The 16450-nt window shown below is 57.2% G+C and carries 10 protein-coding genes; 3 read left to right on the plus strand and 7 right to left on the minus strand.

Annotation, left to right across the window (positions count from 1 at the left end; translation table 11 throughout):
- Nucleotides 1-575 precede the first annotated feature (575 nt).
- Nucleotides 576-1475 carry a LysR family transcriptional regulator gene (locus KMP13_RS08380; RefSeq protein ID WP_215265408.1) on the minus strand — a complete coding sequence of 300 codons (900 nt, stop codon included), beginning with the start codon at nucleotides 1473-1475 and terminating at the stop codon, nucleotides 576-578.
- A 125-nt stretch (nucleotides 1476-1600) separates the two neighbouring features.
- Between KMP13_RS08380 and KMP13_RS08385 the strand changes: the two genes are divergently transcribed.
- Entirely contained in the window at nucleotides 1601-1879 is a 279-nt protein-coding gene (locus tag KMP13_RS08385) for a DUF1330 domain-containing protein (RefSeq protein WP_215265409.1), read from the plus strand.
- A gap of 267 nt (nucleotides 1880-2146) precedes the next feature.
- Here the strand turns inward: KMP13_RS08385 and fdhF are convergent, their stop codons facing one another.
- The 4 genes from fdhF to KMP13_RS08405 all read right to left on the minus strand — a co-directional run bounded on the left by fdhF (nucleotide 2147) and on the right by KMP13_RS08405 (nucleotide 8210).
- Nucleotides 2147-4921, minus strand: coding sequence for a formate dehydrogenase subunit alpha (fdhF, locus tag KMP13_RS08390; protein WP_215265410.1), 2775 nt, complete (start codon nucleotides 4919-4921; stop codon nucleotides 2147-2149).
- Between the two features lie 3 nt (nucleotides 4922-4924).
- Nucleotides 4925-6613 (minus strand): NAD(P)H-dependent oxidoreductase subunit E, encoded by a 1689-nt coding sequence (locus KMP13_RS08395; protein WP_215265411.1) that lies wholly within the window; start codon nucleotides 6611-6613, stop codon nucleotides 4925-4927.
- A 97-nt stretch (nucleotides 6614-6710) separates the two neighbouring features.
- Entirely contained in the window at nucleotides 6711-7595 is an 885-nt protein-coding gene (locus KMP13_RS08400; RefSeq protein WP_215265520.1) for a LysR family transcriptional regulator, read from the minus strand.
- A gap of 93 nt (nucleotides 7596-7688) precedes the next feature.
- Nucleotides 7689-8210 (minus strand): winged helix DNA-binding protein, encoded by a 522-nt coding sequence (locus tag KMP13_RS08405; RefSeq protein ID WP_215265412.1) that lies wholly within the window; start codon nucleotides 8208-8210, stop codon nucleotides 7689-7691.
- 1020 nt (nucleotides 8211-9230) lie between these two features.
- Between KMP13_RS08405 and KMP13_RS08410 the strand changes: the two genes are divergently transcribed.
- Nucleotides 9231-10823: a methyl-accepting chemotaxis protein gene (locus KMP13_RS08410; protein ID WP_251363742.1), complete on the plus strand. Its 1593-nt coding sequence runs from the start codon at nucleotides 9231-9233 to the stop codon at nucleotides 10821-10823.
- A gap of 48 nt (nucleotides 10824-10871) precedes the next feature.
- On the opposite strand, the gene KMP13_RS08415 is transcribed toward KMP13_RS08410, so the two are convergent.
- A complete protein-coding gene (locus KMP13_RS08415; protein WP_215265414.1) occupies nucleotides 10872-11429 on the minus strand; it encodes a hypothetical protein in 558 nt (185 codons plus the stop codon).
- 27 nt (nucleotides 11430-11456) lie between these two features.
- Complete coding sequence (locus tag KMP13_RS08420) at nucleotides 11457-15014, minus strand: apolipoprotein A1/A4/E family protein (RefSeq protein WP_215265415.1); 3558 nt, start codon at nucleotides 15012-15014, stop codon at nucleotides 11457-11459.
- A gap of 381 nt (nucleotides 15015-15395) precedes the next feature.
- Here KMP13_RS08420 and nadA point away from each other — a divergent pair, with 381 nt between their 5' ends.
- A complete protein-coding gene (nadA, locus tag KMP13_RS08425; protein ID WP_215265416.1) occupies nucleotides 15396-16448 on the plus strand; it encodes a quinolinate synthase NadA in 1053 nt (350 codons plus the stop codon).
- Nucleotides 16449-16450 lie beyond the last annotated feature (2 nt).

The following is a 16450-nucleotide window of genomic DNA, read 5'->3' on the forward strand; positions in this document are numbered from 1 at the left end:
ACATGTAAAAGAGGACGACTGAGAATTCCAAGACCAGAGGCCAAAAACAAGACCGTTGCGCAAAATCTTCCTGCGCCACCGCCTCAGTCTTTATCCAAATGCCCCTGTCTCTCCAGAGCGTCCCTCAGTCTTTCCTAAGCGTCACCCCAGTCTATCCTGAGCGTCAAAGCCGTCTTTCCGACCCGTCACAACCGTCTCTCCGGTGTGTCCCGCAGCGTCTCCGCCGCGCCCCGTAGCGCCTCAGCGCCGCCGGTGAAGGGGGTTCTAGTCCCAACCCAATATACCCGCAACCCCTAAATCACAAAAACATAAAAGAAATCACACAAAACATAAAAAAATAAACAACATCAATGACTTAACCGTAATAAGTTTCGCAGAAATACACAAAACCAACAGGCCAAACCACCGTGAGGCCAAACCAACGAAACCCCCAAATCACCGAAGAACAACATAAAACAAACATACCAACATACTTATCCACAAAACAGACGGGAAAGCGCAGGAATCAAACCAAACGCCCGAGTCAAAAAGCGTCCAATCCGGTCAGCATCGGCAAAGGACTGCGGAATCGCCCTCTACTCCTCGCCCCCTACGTCTTTGCCTCCTTGGAATTGATGACGGTGAGCTCGAAACCAGGGGATCAATGTCTCTTTCAGGGCGACGACCTTTGGATTGCGCTGGAGGTCTCGGTGATTCAACAACCAGACCGGCGCATAGGGCGTGGCCGGAAGATCGGGCAGCCGCACGATGCCATCTGTTATATGCCCTAGGTACAAAGGCATCCGTAACACGCCCATGCCAGCACGTGCCGCCGCGACGAGCGTGCTCATGTCATCAAAGCGGGCGCGGATGCGGATGTTGGGGTGCACAGCCTGCGCGATTTCAGGGACATTTGGTTGATGGGCGAACAAGAGCCACTCTATCGGAGCTTCGGGATTGTCAGACGCGGCCTGGGCGATCTCGGGCGTGGCAAAAAATGCGCTGCGCTGATCGCACAGCCGACGCCCGACCAGTGCGCTTTGTGGTTCGTGGCTGATACGCAGGGCAAGGTCGGCCTCGCGGCGGCTGAGGTCCAAGATGTCATAGCTCGCCTTCACCGTCAGATCGATATCCGAGTAACGGGCCGTGAAATCGGCAAGGACGGGGGCGAGATGGGACTGGATCAGCAATTGCGGCGCCGTAAAGGTGAGCGGGCCGGCGAGATCGGGTTGTTTTCCCGCCAGGCGTCGCATCAGGCTGAGCTCTTCTTGCTCCATCCGTTCTGCGGTGCGTGCAATCTCATGCGCTTCGGGCAAGGGCACATAGCCATCGGGGTGGCGCTCAAACAGGGGGTGACCGATTGCATCCTCGGCGCGTTGGATCCGGCGTGCGACTGTTGTGTAGTTCAGGCCGAGACGCGCCCCCGCTTTGGAGAGGCTGCCAGATTGCACCAGTGCCAGGATGGATCGGATATCGTCCCAATTGAGATGTGCCATGCAAATTTCCAGTTATCAAAACACTCCACATGCACAAACGCACAAATGATCTGCGAAATCACGTATTTTCGCATGTGGCTGCCTTGGGTCATAGAGAATGCATCTTTCATACGCGGAGTTATCCAATGGCCTTTGCTTACGTAAACCTGATCGTCACCAACCCTGAAAGCTTTGCAGCTTATCGTGAAAAAGCAGGCGAAGCTCTCGCCCGTCACGGTGGCAAAGTTGCCGCTGCATCGCCAAACCAGACCGTTCTGGAAGGCGAAGCAGAAACAGGTCTGGGCGTGATCCTGGATTTTGAAACGGTTGAAGGCGCAAAAGCATGGATTGCTGACCCTGATCTGGCCGATGTGCATGCGCTGCGCACCGGTGCCGGCAGCAGCACCATCACCTTGATCGGTTAACTGGCCACAGCAGGCGGCTCCCGCCCGCTGCACCAGTTTTGAAAAACTGCCCCATCCGTTGGGCCAAGCGGCGCGCTCCCGAAGGGAGCGCGCCGCCGGTCGTTTTGAGCTCTGCCCAAAACGAAATCCCTCATCGCACGGCCTGCACTCTAGAACGCCCTTCGGGCACCCACGACCGCGCCGCGCGTCAGCGTGGCGCTACGAGAGGAAACGGGCGCGCAGACAAGTGTCTGCGCGCCCGCCCTACCCGTGAATTTCAGAAAACACCTATTCTGCGGCGATCTGGTCATGCACTTTCTCGACCCGGACTGCCGCAAACTTGAACTCTGGGATTTTCCCGTATGGATCCAGCGCCGGATTGGTCAGGATATTGGCCGCCGCTTCGACATAGGCAAAGGGTACAAACACCATATCCTCTGCCACAGCACGGTCTGCCCGCGCCATAATCTCTATCGTGCCGCGTCGGGTCGACAGGCGGACACGCTCACCGGGCGCAACACCCAGCGCGCGCAGGGTTTTGGGGTGAAGTGAGCAGTTAGCTTCTGGCTCCACCGCATCCAGTACCCGCGAGCGTCGTGTCATGGAGCCCGTGTGCCAATGTTCCAACTGGCGCCCAGTGGTCATCACCATCGGGAACTCTGCATCCGGTGCTTCGTCCGGTGCAATCACGCTGGCGGGCGTGAACCTCGCCACACCGCCCTCGCGCGGGAACCCGTCGCCAAAGACGATGGATTGCCCCATATCGTCCTCATCCAGCGCAGGATAGGTCACGGTCTGGGTCTCCAGCCGCGCCCAAGTGATGTTGTCGAGCGACGGCATGGTGCGCGCCATCTCGTCATAAACCTCGGACACCGCGTGGTAGGTCCAGGGCAGACCGATCCGCTTGGCAAGCTCTATCGTGATCGACCAATCCTCACGCGCTTCACCGGGAGGCGCCACAGCCGGGCGCACCCGCTGGACCTGGCGGTTGGTATTGGTGACCGTGCCGTCCTTTTCATAGAGAGCAGAGGCCGGCAGGATGATATCGGCGTAGTTCGCGGTTTCCGTGAGGAAGATGTCCTGCACCACCATCAGGTCCAGATTGGCAAAGGCCGCACGGGCGTGATCGGCGTCGGGATCCGACATCGCCGGGTTCTCACCCATGATATACATGCCGCGGATCTTACCCGCGTAGGCTTCATCGACAATCTCGGTCACGGTGAGGCCTTTTTCAGCCGAGAAGTCTTCGCTGCCCCATAGATCGGTAAAGCTCTTTCGAACCTCATCCGATGTCACTGTTTGGTAGTCGGGCAAGAACATCGGGATCAGCCCCGCATCCGAGGCACCTTGCACATTATTCTGTCCCCGCAGCGGGTGCAGACCTGTGCCCGGGCGCCCAACATTGCCGGTCATCAGCGCCAGCGAAATCAGGCAGCGGGAATTATCTGTGCCGTGAATATGCTGGCTGACGCCCATGCCCCAGAAAATCATCCCCGCATCCGCAGTGGCAAACAGGCGCGCAACTCGGCGCAGCTGTTCGGCGGAGACACCGCAGATCTCGCTCATTGCTTCGGGGGAGAACTGGCGCAGGTGATCTTTTTCCGCCTGCCAGTTTTCGGTCCAGCGGTGGATATATTGGCTGTCATAAAGCTCTTCTTCGACGATCACATGCATGATCGCGTTCAGCATCGCCACATCGGCGCCGGGACGGAATTGCAGCATTTCGTCGGCAAAGCGGCGTAGGCCCACGCCGCGCGGGTCCATCACGATCAGCTTGCCGCCGCGTTTGGTGAACTGTTTGAAATAGGTCGCCGCGACCGGATGGTTTTCAATCGGGTTGGCCCCGATGATGATCGCCACATCCGCATCCTTGATGTCATTAAAGCTGGCCGTCACCCCGCCCGAGCCGATGTTTTCGATCAAAGCCGTCACAGAGGACGCGTGGCACAGTCGCGTGCAGTGATCCACATTGTTATGGCCAAAGCCTTGGCGGATGAATTTCTGAAACAGATAGGCCTCTTCGTTGGTGCATTTGGCCGAACCAAAGCCTGCCACGGCTTTTGGGTCGTCTGCGCGCAGATCCATAAACCCTTTGGCCGCAAGATCGAGCGCCTCGTCCCAGGTGGCTTCGCGGAAATGTGTGTCCAGATTGCCGGGATCCACATTCAACCCTTTGGGCGGCGCATCTGCGCGGCGGATCAGCGGTTTGGTCAGACGGTGCGGGTGGTGGATATAGTCAAAGCCAAAGCGACCCTTGACGCACAGACGCCCTTCATTGGCGGGGCCGTTGATGCCCTCGACATATTTGACCTTGCCGTCTTTGACTTTCAGGCTGACCTTGCAGCCCACACCGCAGAACGGGCAGACGCTTTCGGTGACGCTGTCATAGTCTTTGCTGTCGCCGCGTTGATCGGCGTCCACCACAGTTGCGGGCAACAAGGCCCCGGTTGGGCAGGCCTGCACGCATTCACCGCAGGCCACACAGGATGACGCGCCCATGGGGTCGGCAATATCAAAGGTCGGATAGGCATCATGCCCCCGGCCCGCCATGCCGATCACATCATTGACCTGCACTTCACGACAGGCCCGAACACAGAGATTACACGAAATACAGGCGTCCAAATTGACGCTCATCGCGACATGGCTGTCATCCAGCAGCGGGATACGGCCCTTGTCCAACGTGGGAAAGCGCGATTCCGAAACCCCGTTCAGATCCGCCATCTCCCACAAATGCGAGGACTTGTCGTGGGCATCCTCTTGTGCGGGCTGATCCGTGACCAGCAGTTCCATCACCATTTTGCGCGCGCCTTCCGCACGGGCGGAATTGGTGGTGACCACCATGCCCTCAGCCGGTTCGCGAATACAGGAGGCCGCCAGCGTGCGCTCTCCCTCGATCTCAACCATACAGGCGCGGCAATTGCCGTCGGGGCGATAGCCCGGTGCAGGTTTGTGACACAGATGCGGGATCTTTAGCCCGCGCCCATTGGCGACTTCCCAGATGGTCAGGCCGGCTTCGGCGGTGACCTCTTTCCCGTCCAGGGTGAAGGTAATGATCTCGGACATCGTTTAAACCTCCTCGGGGAAATGTTTGATCGTCAGGCGAATGGGGTTCGGCGCGGCTTGGCCCAGACCGCAGATGGAGGCGTCAATCATCACGGTGCTCAACTCCTCCAGCAGATCTTGGTTCCAGGTCTCGGCCTGCATCAGCTTGACCGCTTTTTCACAACCCACCCGGCAAGGGGTGCATTGGCCGCAGCTCTCATCTTCAAAAAACCGCAGCATATTGAGCGCGGCGTCGCGGGCGCTGTCGTGTTCGGACAGAACAACAACCGCCGCCGAACCGATAAAGGTGCCATGGGGTTGCAGCGTGTCGAAATCGAGCGGGATGTCATTCATATGGGCCGGCAACAGACCAGAGGACGGACCGCCCGGCTGATAAGCCTTGAACACATGGCCGTCCAACATACCGCCGGCAGCCTCGATCACATCGAGGATGGTTGACCCGGCAGGCAGCAGATGCACGCCCGGCTGTTTGACCCGACCAGAGACCGAATAAGAACGCAGCCCGGTGCGACCGTTCTTTTCAACCGTGTTCAGACATTCCGGCCCTTCGCGGTTGATCTTGGCGACCCAATACAGCGTCTCGACATTGTGAACCAAGGTTGGACGGCCAAAGATGCCGACCTGCGCCACAAACGGCGGGCGATGGCGGGGCTCGCCGCGCTTGCCCTCGATGCTTTCAATCATCGCGCTTTCTTCGCCACAGATATAGGCCCCTGCCCCACGGCGCAGATCGATGTAACCGGGTGCGACCAGACCTGTGGTTTCCAGCGCGGCAATTTCACGGCGCAAAATTTCCAGCACCGCCGGATATTCATCACGCATATAGATAAAGGCTTTTTCCGCCTCTACCGCCCAAGCGGCGATCAGCATCCCTTCGAGGAAGAGATGCGGTGTACGCTCCAGGTAATAGCGGTCTTTGAAGGTGCCCGGCTCGCCCTCGTCGCCGTTCACCGCAAGATAGCGCGGGCCGTCGTTCATCCGAACAAAGCCCCATTTCTTGCCCGACGGGAAGCCCGCCCCGCCAAGTCCGCGCAGGCCAGCGGTCAGCACTTTGTCCTGAACCGCTTCCCAGTCTCCATCCGCGCGCAGCGCTTTCAACGTGTCATAGCCACCACCTGCGACATAGGCGTCATAGGTTTCATAGTCGGGCACATGGGCGTGGGTGTCACCGGCGGCAATCGCCGCCTCGACCTTTTCCACGGTGGCGTGGTCAATATGGTTGTGGCCGATCTCCAACACCGGGGCCGTATCACAACGGCCCATGCAAGGCGCGCGCAGCACCCGGACGTCGGCCGGATCCATGCCCTGTTCCAACGCGGATTTCAGCTGTTCGGCACCGGCAAGCTCACACGACAGGCTGTCACACACCCGAATAGTCAGCGCAGGCGGCGGCACCTCCCCTTCGCGCACCACATCAAAATGGGCGTAGAAACTGGCGACCTCATAAACCTCGGCCTGCCCGACGCGCATCACCTCCGCAAGAGCGCGCATATGGGCGGCGCTCAGATGACCGTAAGCGTCTTGGATCAGATGTAGGAATTCGATCAGAAGATCCCGGTCACGGCGCCGATCGCCAAGCAGCGCAAGAACCTCGGAATGGGCCTGGTCATCCAATTGACGACCCTTAGGGGTTTTACGCCCTTTGCCACGGGCGGATTTCCAAACGCCTTTGTCCTGATCCAATGGTGCCACAAGCGCCTCCTGATACTACGGTGCCTTTATCAGGAAATGTCATCACCAAATCAGATCGTCAAATCGCTAATGTGAATTACACGATAAGGTTTCGTGATCAAGCAAGGCTCTCGATGGCCGCGCGCAGGACTTTTACGGTGGTCAGATCCGGCGTGCGGTGCAATGTCGCCAGACAAATGGGACGCGTCGGCTCCGGATCCACCAACCGCAAGACACGCGTGCCTTCGATGGGGCCCAAGGCCTCAACCAAGGCGCGCGGCAGGATCGTCGCAACCGAGCCTTCGCGCGCCATGATCATCGCCGACATAAAGCCGCTGGATTCGGACATGACGGTGGGCCGTATCCCCTGCTCCTCCAACAGCCGATCGAGGATCCGCCGGTTCTGCATCTGAGGCTCCAACAGGCTCAGCGGCAGCGGTTCCAGCTCGACCCAGGAGATGGTATCTTTGAAATCGCGCACCATGGCTTCGGGCGCCATCAGCACATAGCCTTCGTCATAAAGCGAAAGCACATCCACCAACTCGCGACCAATGCTGTCGGCATAGGTGATGCCCGCATCCAGTGAACCATCGTAAAGCTGCTGCTGGATGGCTTGGGCGTTTGTCACCTCAAGCCGTGTCAACAAACGGGGATGGGTTTCATGGAGCGCATTCACCACCTTGGCGGCAAAGGCCGTCGCCGTGGGCACCACCCCAATGGTCAAGACACCGGTTACCTGCCCCTTGAAGGCAGAGATTTCCTGTTCAAGCGCGCGCGATTCATCCAGCAGACGCCGTGCGCGGCGCACGATCATCTCGCCCTCTTCGGTCAAACCTTGAAAGCGATTGCCGCGCCGCACCAAAGACAGCCCCAAGCGTTCCTCAAGATTGCGAATACGCATCGAGAACGCAGGCTGAGACATATTGCACTCCTGCGCGGCCCGCGCGAAATGGCGATGTCGTGCCAGAGCCGACAAAATGCTGAGGTCGCGCAGTTCAATCATATCACAGACAGTGCCCACATTCCGTTGGAGCACCCATTGTGTCCGAATTCCACGCGGTTGGCACGCCCAAAAGCGTACCAGACCCTTTGTGGTCTACCGCCGTGCTGCGATGTCGCGCACGGTGTCTTCAAAGGCGCTGGTCAAACGGTTCAAAACCGACTGAGACGCGTCCAGCTCGCCGCTGAAGCCACCAAACTCCAACAGTGCTGAAATCAACTGCTCGCGCCGGTTCGCAGACAGCTCATCCGTCAACTTCACGCCGTCAGGTGTAGTGGCATAGCTTACCCCAGTCCGTCCGGACCCGGATTTGCTGATCAGTCCAGCCGCTGCAAGTTTGCGCAACGAATACTGAATATTGGGAATGTCATCCCGGTTGGTGAGCCGCGCCAGCTCTTTGATTGATTTTGGGCGGTCATGCATGCGGATAATGCGCAGCAAAGCCCCCTCAGCACCCGACAAAGGCGTTTCACTTGCAAAAGCGACGCTTTGCTGCTGCCAGCGATCCAAGCCATTATAGGCGCGAATGAGCGCCAACTCGAACTCGTTCAATGATGCTTCGACAGTCTCTTGGGCGGTCACGGATTGTAATGTCTTAAGTGTATGATCGTCAGTCATGGCAATAGAGTTCAAGAAAACTTCTCCAAGGGATGGATCTATCTGCCCCATAGGCCGCCGCAGCAAACAGGACAAATTCGCATGCAAATTTGCGTTGTATTGCGACGCGATGTCAACTTACTAGTTGTAGATAGGCGTCTTGCAAACGTTGTATGCGCCTCTTGCGGTATCGTGTGACCGAAATGTTGTTCGGACAATCGAATCACACCAGCTTTGGTTTATTCAAATCCAAGAGCCCTGCGAAACCTCAAAGAGCGATGGGTATCGCAGGCGTGGAATTCATCAAAGTTTCCTTAAATCACAACACTTGAGCGCTGAAATCACGCCAAAAATTGCACAGCATTGATTTTTGCTGCCTTTTTAGATCGTAAAGTCACCTAATCACTCGCCCGCAGATTAAGGAAAAAGAAAACATTCCCCCCTCTTAATGACTGCCATATAGCGCATCATCTTGGGTTCAAAATGCTCCAATTCATTCACGAAAAATTTGATTTTGCCGCTCGAATTGTAGCCGCGTTTTGCTCCCACAGGCTGCACCACAACGTTTCGGCATCAAAAACCCGTCCAGATCGTAAAAACGAGTGGTGCCCCCAAAAATTCCTCAGCGCTTCACTGCTTATCTTAGGTTTAAATGAGTGGGATCGCGCCGTACCCGCAGGCGGAAGAAACGACAGAATATCTTGCCGATTATGGCTCAGATGATCTCCTCCAGCATCTCAGATTCTCACTCACAACGGTCTGCACAGACCAACGCTAGAAAGTACGACCACCATGATTAATCGTATGTCGCGTGGCCAAAATGGGTTCTCGCTCTTCACAAAATGTCTCACACTGATCGTAGCGAGCACTCTGACACTCGCAGCCTTGATGTTTGTGTCCTCGGAATCGTTGCTCAACAAATCGGTGGTAAATGGTGTGAACAACCTCGGCCGGAGCGTGACCTTTACTGTCGCATCACGCAGCGGAGGCGCCATCCGATTTGGAGATGCCAACCGCCTGGGCCGCGATATGGAGGAGATCATGTCGCTTACGGAAGACCGCGCAGTCTATGGCGCGGCCTTCAATCAGGAGGGCGAAATTGTTGCAGAAGCCGGGGAAGCGACGGACGCACAGAGAGAGTCCCTGCGTGCGGCATCCGCAAGCGCCGTTGAAACCAAGGTCATGACCGAAGCTTTGGATGGCTTGGCAACAATCGCACCCGCTTTGGCAGGCGCGGACAAAGACGTTGCTATTGGCTCCGTCGCCTTTATCTGGTCGCCCGAGAAAGACTTGGCGCATGTGGCAAATGACAAGCTTTTGGCGCTGGCGATTGCGGCCGCAGCCTTTTTGGCGATGGCGGGTGGCTCCGCGTTTATGCTGCGCCGCTTGATGGGCGTCCCCCTGGCGAAAGTCGCGACGGAACTTTCGACCATCGCGGCGGGGAATTACCAATCGGACGTACTCTACCCCACGCGTCGCGACGACATCGGCCTGATCTGCCGCAATATCGACTCGTTGAAAGAGAAACTTCTGGACGGTCAAAAAGCAGAAGCCGAACGCCTGGCAGCCCAGGAGCAACAGAGCGACGTTGTGACCAAACTGTCCGATGGGCTCAAAAACCTGTCCGACGGCGACCTTACACAACGGATCGACCAACCATTTACGGATGAATACGAAGGTCTGCGCAGCAACTTCAACAATACAGTGGACAAGATGACCACCATCATCGGCTCCGTTGTGGAAAATGCCTCCCGTATCCGGTCAGGCGCAACCGAGATCAGCCAGTCTTCTGATGATCTGTCGCGCCGCACCGAGAGCCAGGCGGCCACCCTGGAAGAAACGGCTGCTGCCATGGAAGAGCTGACCGTCAGTGTTCGTTCGGCCGCTGACAGTGCGCGCTCGGTCGAAACCATTGTGAAAGACGCCAAAACTACTGCGGAAAACAGCGACACAGTTGTGACCGACGCCGTCTCGGCCATGGGCAAGATCGAAACCTCCTCCAGCCAGATCTCACAGATCATCACTGTGATCGACGATATCTCGTTCCAGACCAACCTGTTGGCGCTGAATGCCGGGGTTGAGGCGGCGCGCGCGGGTGAGGCCGGTCGTGGGTTTGCGGTTGTGGCCTCTGAGGTCCGCGCCCTGGCGCAAAGATCCTCGGATGCCGCGGGTGAGATCAAAGGCTTGATCTCGGAAAGCGCGCAGCACGTGCATCACGGTGTGGATCTGGTGGGGCGTGCAGGTGGCGAGCTGAAAAAGATCACCGAGCGTGTGAGCGAAATCTCCGACCACATCTCGGGCATTGCGGCGGGAGCCGCCGAACAGGCGACAACCTTGGCCGAGATCAACACCGGCGTGTCGCAATTGGATCAGGTCACGCAGCAAAACGCGGCCATGGTCGAACAAGCGACCGCTGCCAGCCAGCTGTTGAACAATGACGCGGTCTCGCTTGCGCAGCATGTCTCGGTCTTCAAAACAGACGGGGCTGCCATTGCCGCCCCATCCGCTCCAAAGGATTGTTTTGATGAACCTGCGGACAACGGCTTTGACAGCGAGATTAACGCCTTTGGGGAAGCCGCTGCCGCACCTATGGAGTCCCCGCTGAAAGCCGCTGTTGGCTGGGACGACTTCTAGTCTCCCCAGCACGCAACCCATACTACACAGATCGATCGCAACCGGCCCCTAATCGGGGTCGGTTGTTGTCTCTAGGCTCTCATAAAAAGCTTTGTCCTCGGCCGACATCTCTTCTTCGGCAAATGGATCCTCGTCCTCGCCAATCGCTTCCAGGTCGAGCGCTTTGTAGTCCCCTTCCCCAACTGATGTTGTGGAATTGAGCGCGACTTCGACACGGTAGGGTAACCCGGTGAAACCATCGCGCGCAAAGAAGACCAGCGTTTCACCAGTCAGCGTTGGCACCGTGATCTCGGCAAAATCCGGAACCCCAAAATCGGTGAGGCGAATGACGCCTTCCTGCCAGGGGGCGTTTGGATCTTCTTTGGCGAGCTGCGCTTGGTAAGCCGTCGCAAACGCCTCTGGGTCATCGATCACCGAAAACCCATGTCCTTGTGCAATGTGGTTCACGGCTTGCGCCAGAACCAAGGCCGCCTCGGGATCCATCAACCCCGGCGCCAAGGACAAAAGCTGTTTCAGATCAGACGCTTTTTGTGCGTCATCGACCACGACCACATACTCAGAGCCCGCGCCCAAAGCCAGATCGATATTTGGAAGTTCATCAGCCATCTGATTTCTCCTTATTGAAGCGCGTCATCATTGAATTGCCGCCCATTCGGCCTTGGCCCAGTCATCTGTCGCAGGACGCAGCGATCCGGGTGGCACCGTTTTCATCCACAATTGCGGCTCGCCCGTTGTGGGATCTGGTGAAACCACAAAGAACGTATGATCCTCGGCACTGCCCCAGTTGCTGTCGGCGATCACGAACTCAGGCGCGCCGAGGTCTTTCATCATATCCGATTTCGCCCCGCCTGCGGCCTTATTCTTGAACCAAGCGGCAGCTGCGGCAACATCCGTGTATCCTTTGGCCTTTTCGTCGATGTAGTCTTCGACCGCATCGTCCACAGCCTTGGCCAATTTGGCCGGCGTGATGTCAGCCCCTGTGGGACGGTGGGCCACCGCGCCTGCATCCAAAAGCCCAATCAGATTTGCGTCTGTCAGCTCCTTGCGATGTTCTGCAATCTGCTTGTCGAACAGATACTGCGCGCGCCCTTCGTCAATATTCATGTCCTTAAGCGCTTTGCCTGCATCCAGCAGATGCGCCTTAACATTGGCTTCAATCTCGGCCTTGTCCTTGCCCTTCAACTTGTCGAGCGACGGATCATTTGGCAACGCATTGAACCCGTGCATACCAACCGTTCGGATGGTGACCATTTCTTCGGGCGAGCCGGTGAAATTGTCCAACATGCTGGTCAACACCTCTTCGGTGCGATCCCCCATGTCAATGGCACCGGTGACTTCGGCGCTCATCTGTTCCTGGTTCAGGTCATCGCCAAAGAGCGTACGCGTTGCCTCTCCGGTCTGTCCGCCCGAGCTTTGTTGCCAAGGCAGATACTGGTTCTTACCGGTGCCGGGCGTGACCTTGTCGATAAAGGCATCACTGCCCACATAATCGCGCACGTCATCTGCTGCATCCGAGGTCGGATCCAAATTCAGGAACTCAATCGCGACAGAGCTGACTTCACGCGCAAAATCCGCCCTGGTGCGAATTTCGTTCCCGTTGGATTTGCGCACCATAATGAACCGCCCCGTAGACGAGCTGCCATCGCTGGAATCGGTAATCTCAGAGGTCGGGTCATAGGTGAATTGGAACGCGCCCTTGATGGCTTCGCGCAGTTTGTCAGTCTTGAACAGGCCGACGAACTTTTTCTTCAGTTTGGTGAAGAGGCCTTTGACCACCCCTTCATCGTCGGCTTTGTCGAGCAGGATCTCGTTCAGCTCGTCCGACAGATCCTCCATCCCGCGGTCCATGACCTTGCCAAGCGTGTCAGCACGGTCGCTGCCCTCTTTGCGCGACATTGAGGTCGCCAACGAATATTCCCAGCTGCGCATCAGCGGGTCTTCGTGTTTGGGCAAATTGGTGACCGCCGCCACTTCCGGACCAAAGGGAGGTTTGTACTTCCCTTCACCCGCGATCGAGGCATAGGCATCCATCGCTTTCAACGGCTCAGTCTCACGCAGACGGCGGGCTGGAGCGGTTGCGAAACAGGACCCAACCGGCCCCTGATCCAGCGGTTTCAGCATCGATGCCATGACCGCCTGCTGGGCATCGCCCTTGTCGACGGCTTCAGAACTGCGCTTGCCAAGCGCTTTGCGCACCAGTTTCCGGCTGGACTTGGTGTTGGTGTCCGGGATGTCATCCAGGATGTCATTGGCCTTGGCCGCATTGGCCGGATCGCCCAAGAAATCGAGCGTTTTGACCACATGCTCATTCATCGCAGGCATGGGATTGCGCAGCGAATAGGGGCTGAACAGCATGTCGCCAACGGTATCTTTGGCGTCTTGGCTGTTCAGATCCAAGGCACCGTCTTTCAGCAGCGCACCGCCCAAAGCAACCGAACGTTTCTGTGCTTTGGCCGTGTCGTTCGCAATCCGCGCATCCCCAAGCGGGTTGCGTTTGTGCTGACGCCCGGACGCCATATAGTCGTCCATGCGGCCAAAGAATTCGGGCCCCACATCTGCACCCATCTTCAGCAGATCTTCGGCATATTTCTCAGCCGTTTCAGGCTTGCTAAAGGCCTTGCCACTGGCGTCTTTGAACCCGGTGTCGCGCTGATCCATCACTTTGGTCAGACCCTGCGCCACCGCATCCGGGTATTTGCCACTTGATGCGGCTTCAACCGCGACCTGGGTCAGATCGGGGTCGCGCGCGAAGCCTTCGATCAGAGCTTTGGCAGCCTCATCCGAGAAGCTTTGGCCGGAATTGGCCGACAATGGACCATAGGTCAGCGCTGCGGTCAGGGCTTTCTTGCCACGTGCGGCTTTGACGAAATCCTTGGCCCCTGTCACCCGGTCTTTCATCCCGTCGACATCCAACTGCGCCAGCCTGATCGCTTCGGCCTTGTTCGGCCCATCGCCCATGTCTTGCGCTTTTTTCAGACGCGCCTCGGCGTCTTTCAGGCGTTGTTCTGCCTGTTCAATGCCTTTCTGGGCTTCGGCCATCAGCTCAGGCGTAATCTCTTGATCGCCGAGAACGGCGGCAAAACCGTCCATCACGTCTTTGGCCGCCCCCGATGCACCGGGATATTTAGCCTGAATGGAGCCGGATTTTGCGTATCTCTCCGCCGGGGCTGGTTGCCCTTGGGCGGCTTGCACTGCGAGCTTGGCCTTATCGGCCGCACTGATTGGCGGCAAAGCGGCAAGCTGTGCCTCTACAAACTTCTTGAGCGTTGAGACGATCTTGCCGGCCTTGGCAAGGTCGCTGTCAATGGTCGCACCAAAGGCATCATGAAGCTGTTTTGCTTTGCCTGTCAGAGACTTGTCGCCACGCACCATGAAGGCTTTGTAGTCATCTTGCAGCGCTGCAAACGCGACTTTCAGGCGTTCGCGCAGGGCATCTTCGTCCACTTCTGGCGCAGGATCTGGGCCATCGCCCGGCGGTGGGGGCGGCGGTGGCGGTGCCTTGGCCTTTGAATCAGCGACAGCCTTGGCGATCTTGTCCGCAATGGCATCCGCAACCTCGACTTTGCCTGCCTTTAAGGCCTCGACAACTTTTTCAAAGGCTTGCACCAGTTTTTTATCGATAGGTTTGGACTGGGCCTGAAGCTCCGCCTTGGTGGCAGCCAGCTTCTTCATCACCTTCTTCTTAGGGTCCTCGTCAGGCTTGGCCTCGGGTTCGCTTGTCTTTTGCTTGGCTTCTTCTTCCCTGGCCTCTGGCGCCTCTTCTTTTGGTGCGCTGGCCGGTGTGTCTTTTACCTCGGCTGCGGGCGCATCCGCGAATTCCGGATCGTCAGGAATGTCATCGGAGATATCGGAGTCGACCACAGTGCCGGTCGCATCCATGATCTGGACGTTCAACGGCACCTTCTGTTTGCGCAGGTATTTCTTGAGCGTCTTGGCCAGAGCCGGAATCAGCTTGTCGCATTTCAGCGTCAGCACTTTGCCTTCCAGCGTCGCGGTGCCAAACGCGAACTTAGCGCCATCGCCTTCCTTCTTGGCTTCTTGCCCCAGCATCTTGGGAGGCTTGCGCCGGTCCAGACCAAAATACTGGTCATCGCCGCCCTTGCCAGGATTGTAAGAAAAAGAGATCGGTTGTTTCTTAGCTACCTTCAGTAGCTTTTTGATCTCCAGGCCCTCGACCTTGAAGCCACTCATAAAAACTCCCCCCGCACCGCACAAAAAGGTGAAAATATAATTGGGAACCAATTAACCTGGCCAACTGTAGCGGGGCATCCAAAGCTGTCCACTGATTCGAGGGAAAAACCGTGGCAAGGCCTCAAGTCTTCACAAATTCATGGTTTTTCGAATCACAGGCGTCGCCAGATGCAAAACTTGTTTTTACACCAATAATTCAAAGCCCTACCCAGACAGATTCGAAAGCACGAATTTTCGCCAACTTGTGTCTGAACACACAAAATCAGAAAAAATTTCACGAAAAGCGCCCTGATTGGAAGATTATTCCAACCTAGAACATGGCGTTTTGATGACGGACCGCTTATCTACGTGCCATCTTTAACTGGCAGAGCATCTAGAACAGTGTTCGACCTTCCCGCCTTGCGCGCAGAACTTTCCGAGAAATACGACCTTGCTCCCTCGCCCGAACTGGCGACGGAGATGAGCGATATTTATGACCGCATGTCCCGGGTGATCACACCTGCGGATTGGGCCATTTATGCGCCCTATGTCAAAGCCATCAACGAGCTGAAGATCAAACGCAACGCGGTGATCCTGGGTCATAACTATATGACGCCCGAGATCTTCCATGGGGTGTCGGACTTTGTCGGCGACAGCCTGCAGCTGGCGATCAAAGCCACCGAGGTTGAGGCGGATGTGATCGTACAATGCGGCGTCCACTTTATGGCCGAGACGTCCAAGATCCTGAGCCCGCATAAAACAGTGCTGATGCCGGATATGGAAGCCGGTTGCTCGCTGGCGGAATCGATCACCGCCGAAGGTGTCGAGGAAATGCGCCGTCGTTATCCCGGCGCGCCGGTGGTGTCCTATGTGAACACCACGGCTGAGGTGAAAGCCGCCTCTGACATTTGTTGCACCTCCTCCAACGCGGCCCAGATCGTCGGCGCCATGGAGAGCGACACCGTTATTATGACGCCCGACCAATATCTGGCGCAGAACGTGGCCCGCGATGTTCCACATAAGAATGTGGTCTGGTGGGAAGGCTCCTGCATCGTGCACGAGCAATACACCGCCCAGGACCTGCGCGAGTTCCGTGAATGGAACCCCGGCACGCGCCTGATTGCGCACCCCGAATGCCCGCCCGAAGTGGTGGATGAGGCTGACTTCTCAGGCTCGACCAGCGGCATCATCAAATATGTCACCGACGAAAAACCCGAAAAGGCGATGTTGATCACCGAATGTTCGATGGCCTCGAACATCGCGGATGAACTGCCCGAGGTGGATTTTGTCGGCCCCTGCAACATGTGCCCCTACATGAAAAAGATCACGCTGGAGAAGGTGCTTTATGCGCTTGATACCATGACCGGTCAGGTCGAGGTTGATCCAACCATGGCCGAAAAAGCACGCCTGTCTGTGCAGCGGATGATCGATCTGTCCCGCAAGCTGGGGATCTGAAG

Source organism: Epibacterium ulvae (assembly GCF_018678075.1).
GTDB lineage: Bacteria > Pseudomonadota > Alphaproteobacteria > Rhodobacterales > Rhodobacteraceae > Epibacterium > Epibacterium ulvae_A.

Bases quoted from the DNA above. Each gene is read 5' to 3' on its own strand.
- KMP13_RS08380 (WP_215265408.1), bottom strand. From the start codon at position 1,475: ATGGCACATCTCAATTGGGACGATATCCGATCCATCCTGGCACTGGTG.
- KMP13_RS08385 (WP_215265409.1), top strand. From the start codon at position 1,601: ATGGCCTTTGCTTACGTAAACCTGATCGTCACCAACCCTGAAAGCTTT.
- fdhF (WP_215265410.1), bottom strand. From the start codon at position 4,921: ATGTCCGAGATCATTACCTTCACCCTGGACGGGAAAGAGGTCACCGCC.
- KMP13_RS08400 (WP_215265520.1), bottom strand. From the start codon at position 7,595: ATGATTGAACTGCGCGACCTCAGCATTTTGTCGGCTCTGGCACGACAT.
- KMP13_RS08405 (WP_215265412.1), bottom strand. From the start codon at position 8,210: ATGACTGACGATCATACACTTAAGACATTACAATCCGTGACCGCCCAA.
- KMP13_RS08410 (WP_251363742.1), top strand. From the start codon at position 9,231: ATGTCGCTTACGGAAGACCGCGCAGTCTATGGCGCGGCCTTCAATCAG.
- KMP13_RS08415 (WP_215265414.1), bottom strand. From the start codon at position 11,429: ATGGCTGATGAACTTCCAAATATCGATCTGGCTTTGGGCGCGGGCTCT.
- KMP13_RS08420 (WP_215265415.1), bottom strand. From the start codon at position 15,014: ATGAGTGGCTTCAAGGTCGAGGGCCTGGAGATCAAAAAGCTACTGAAG.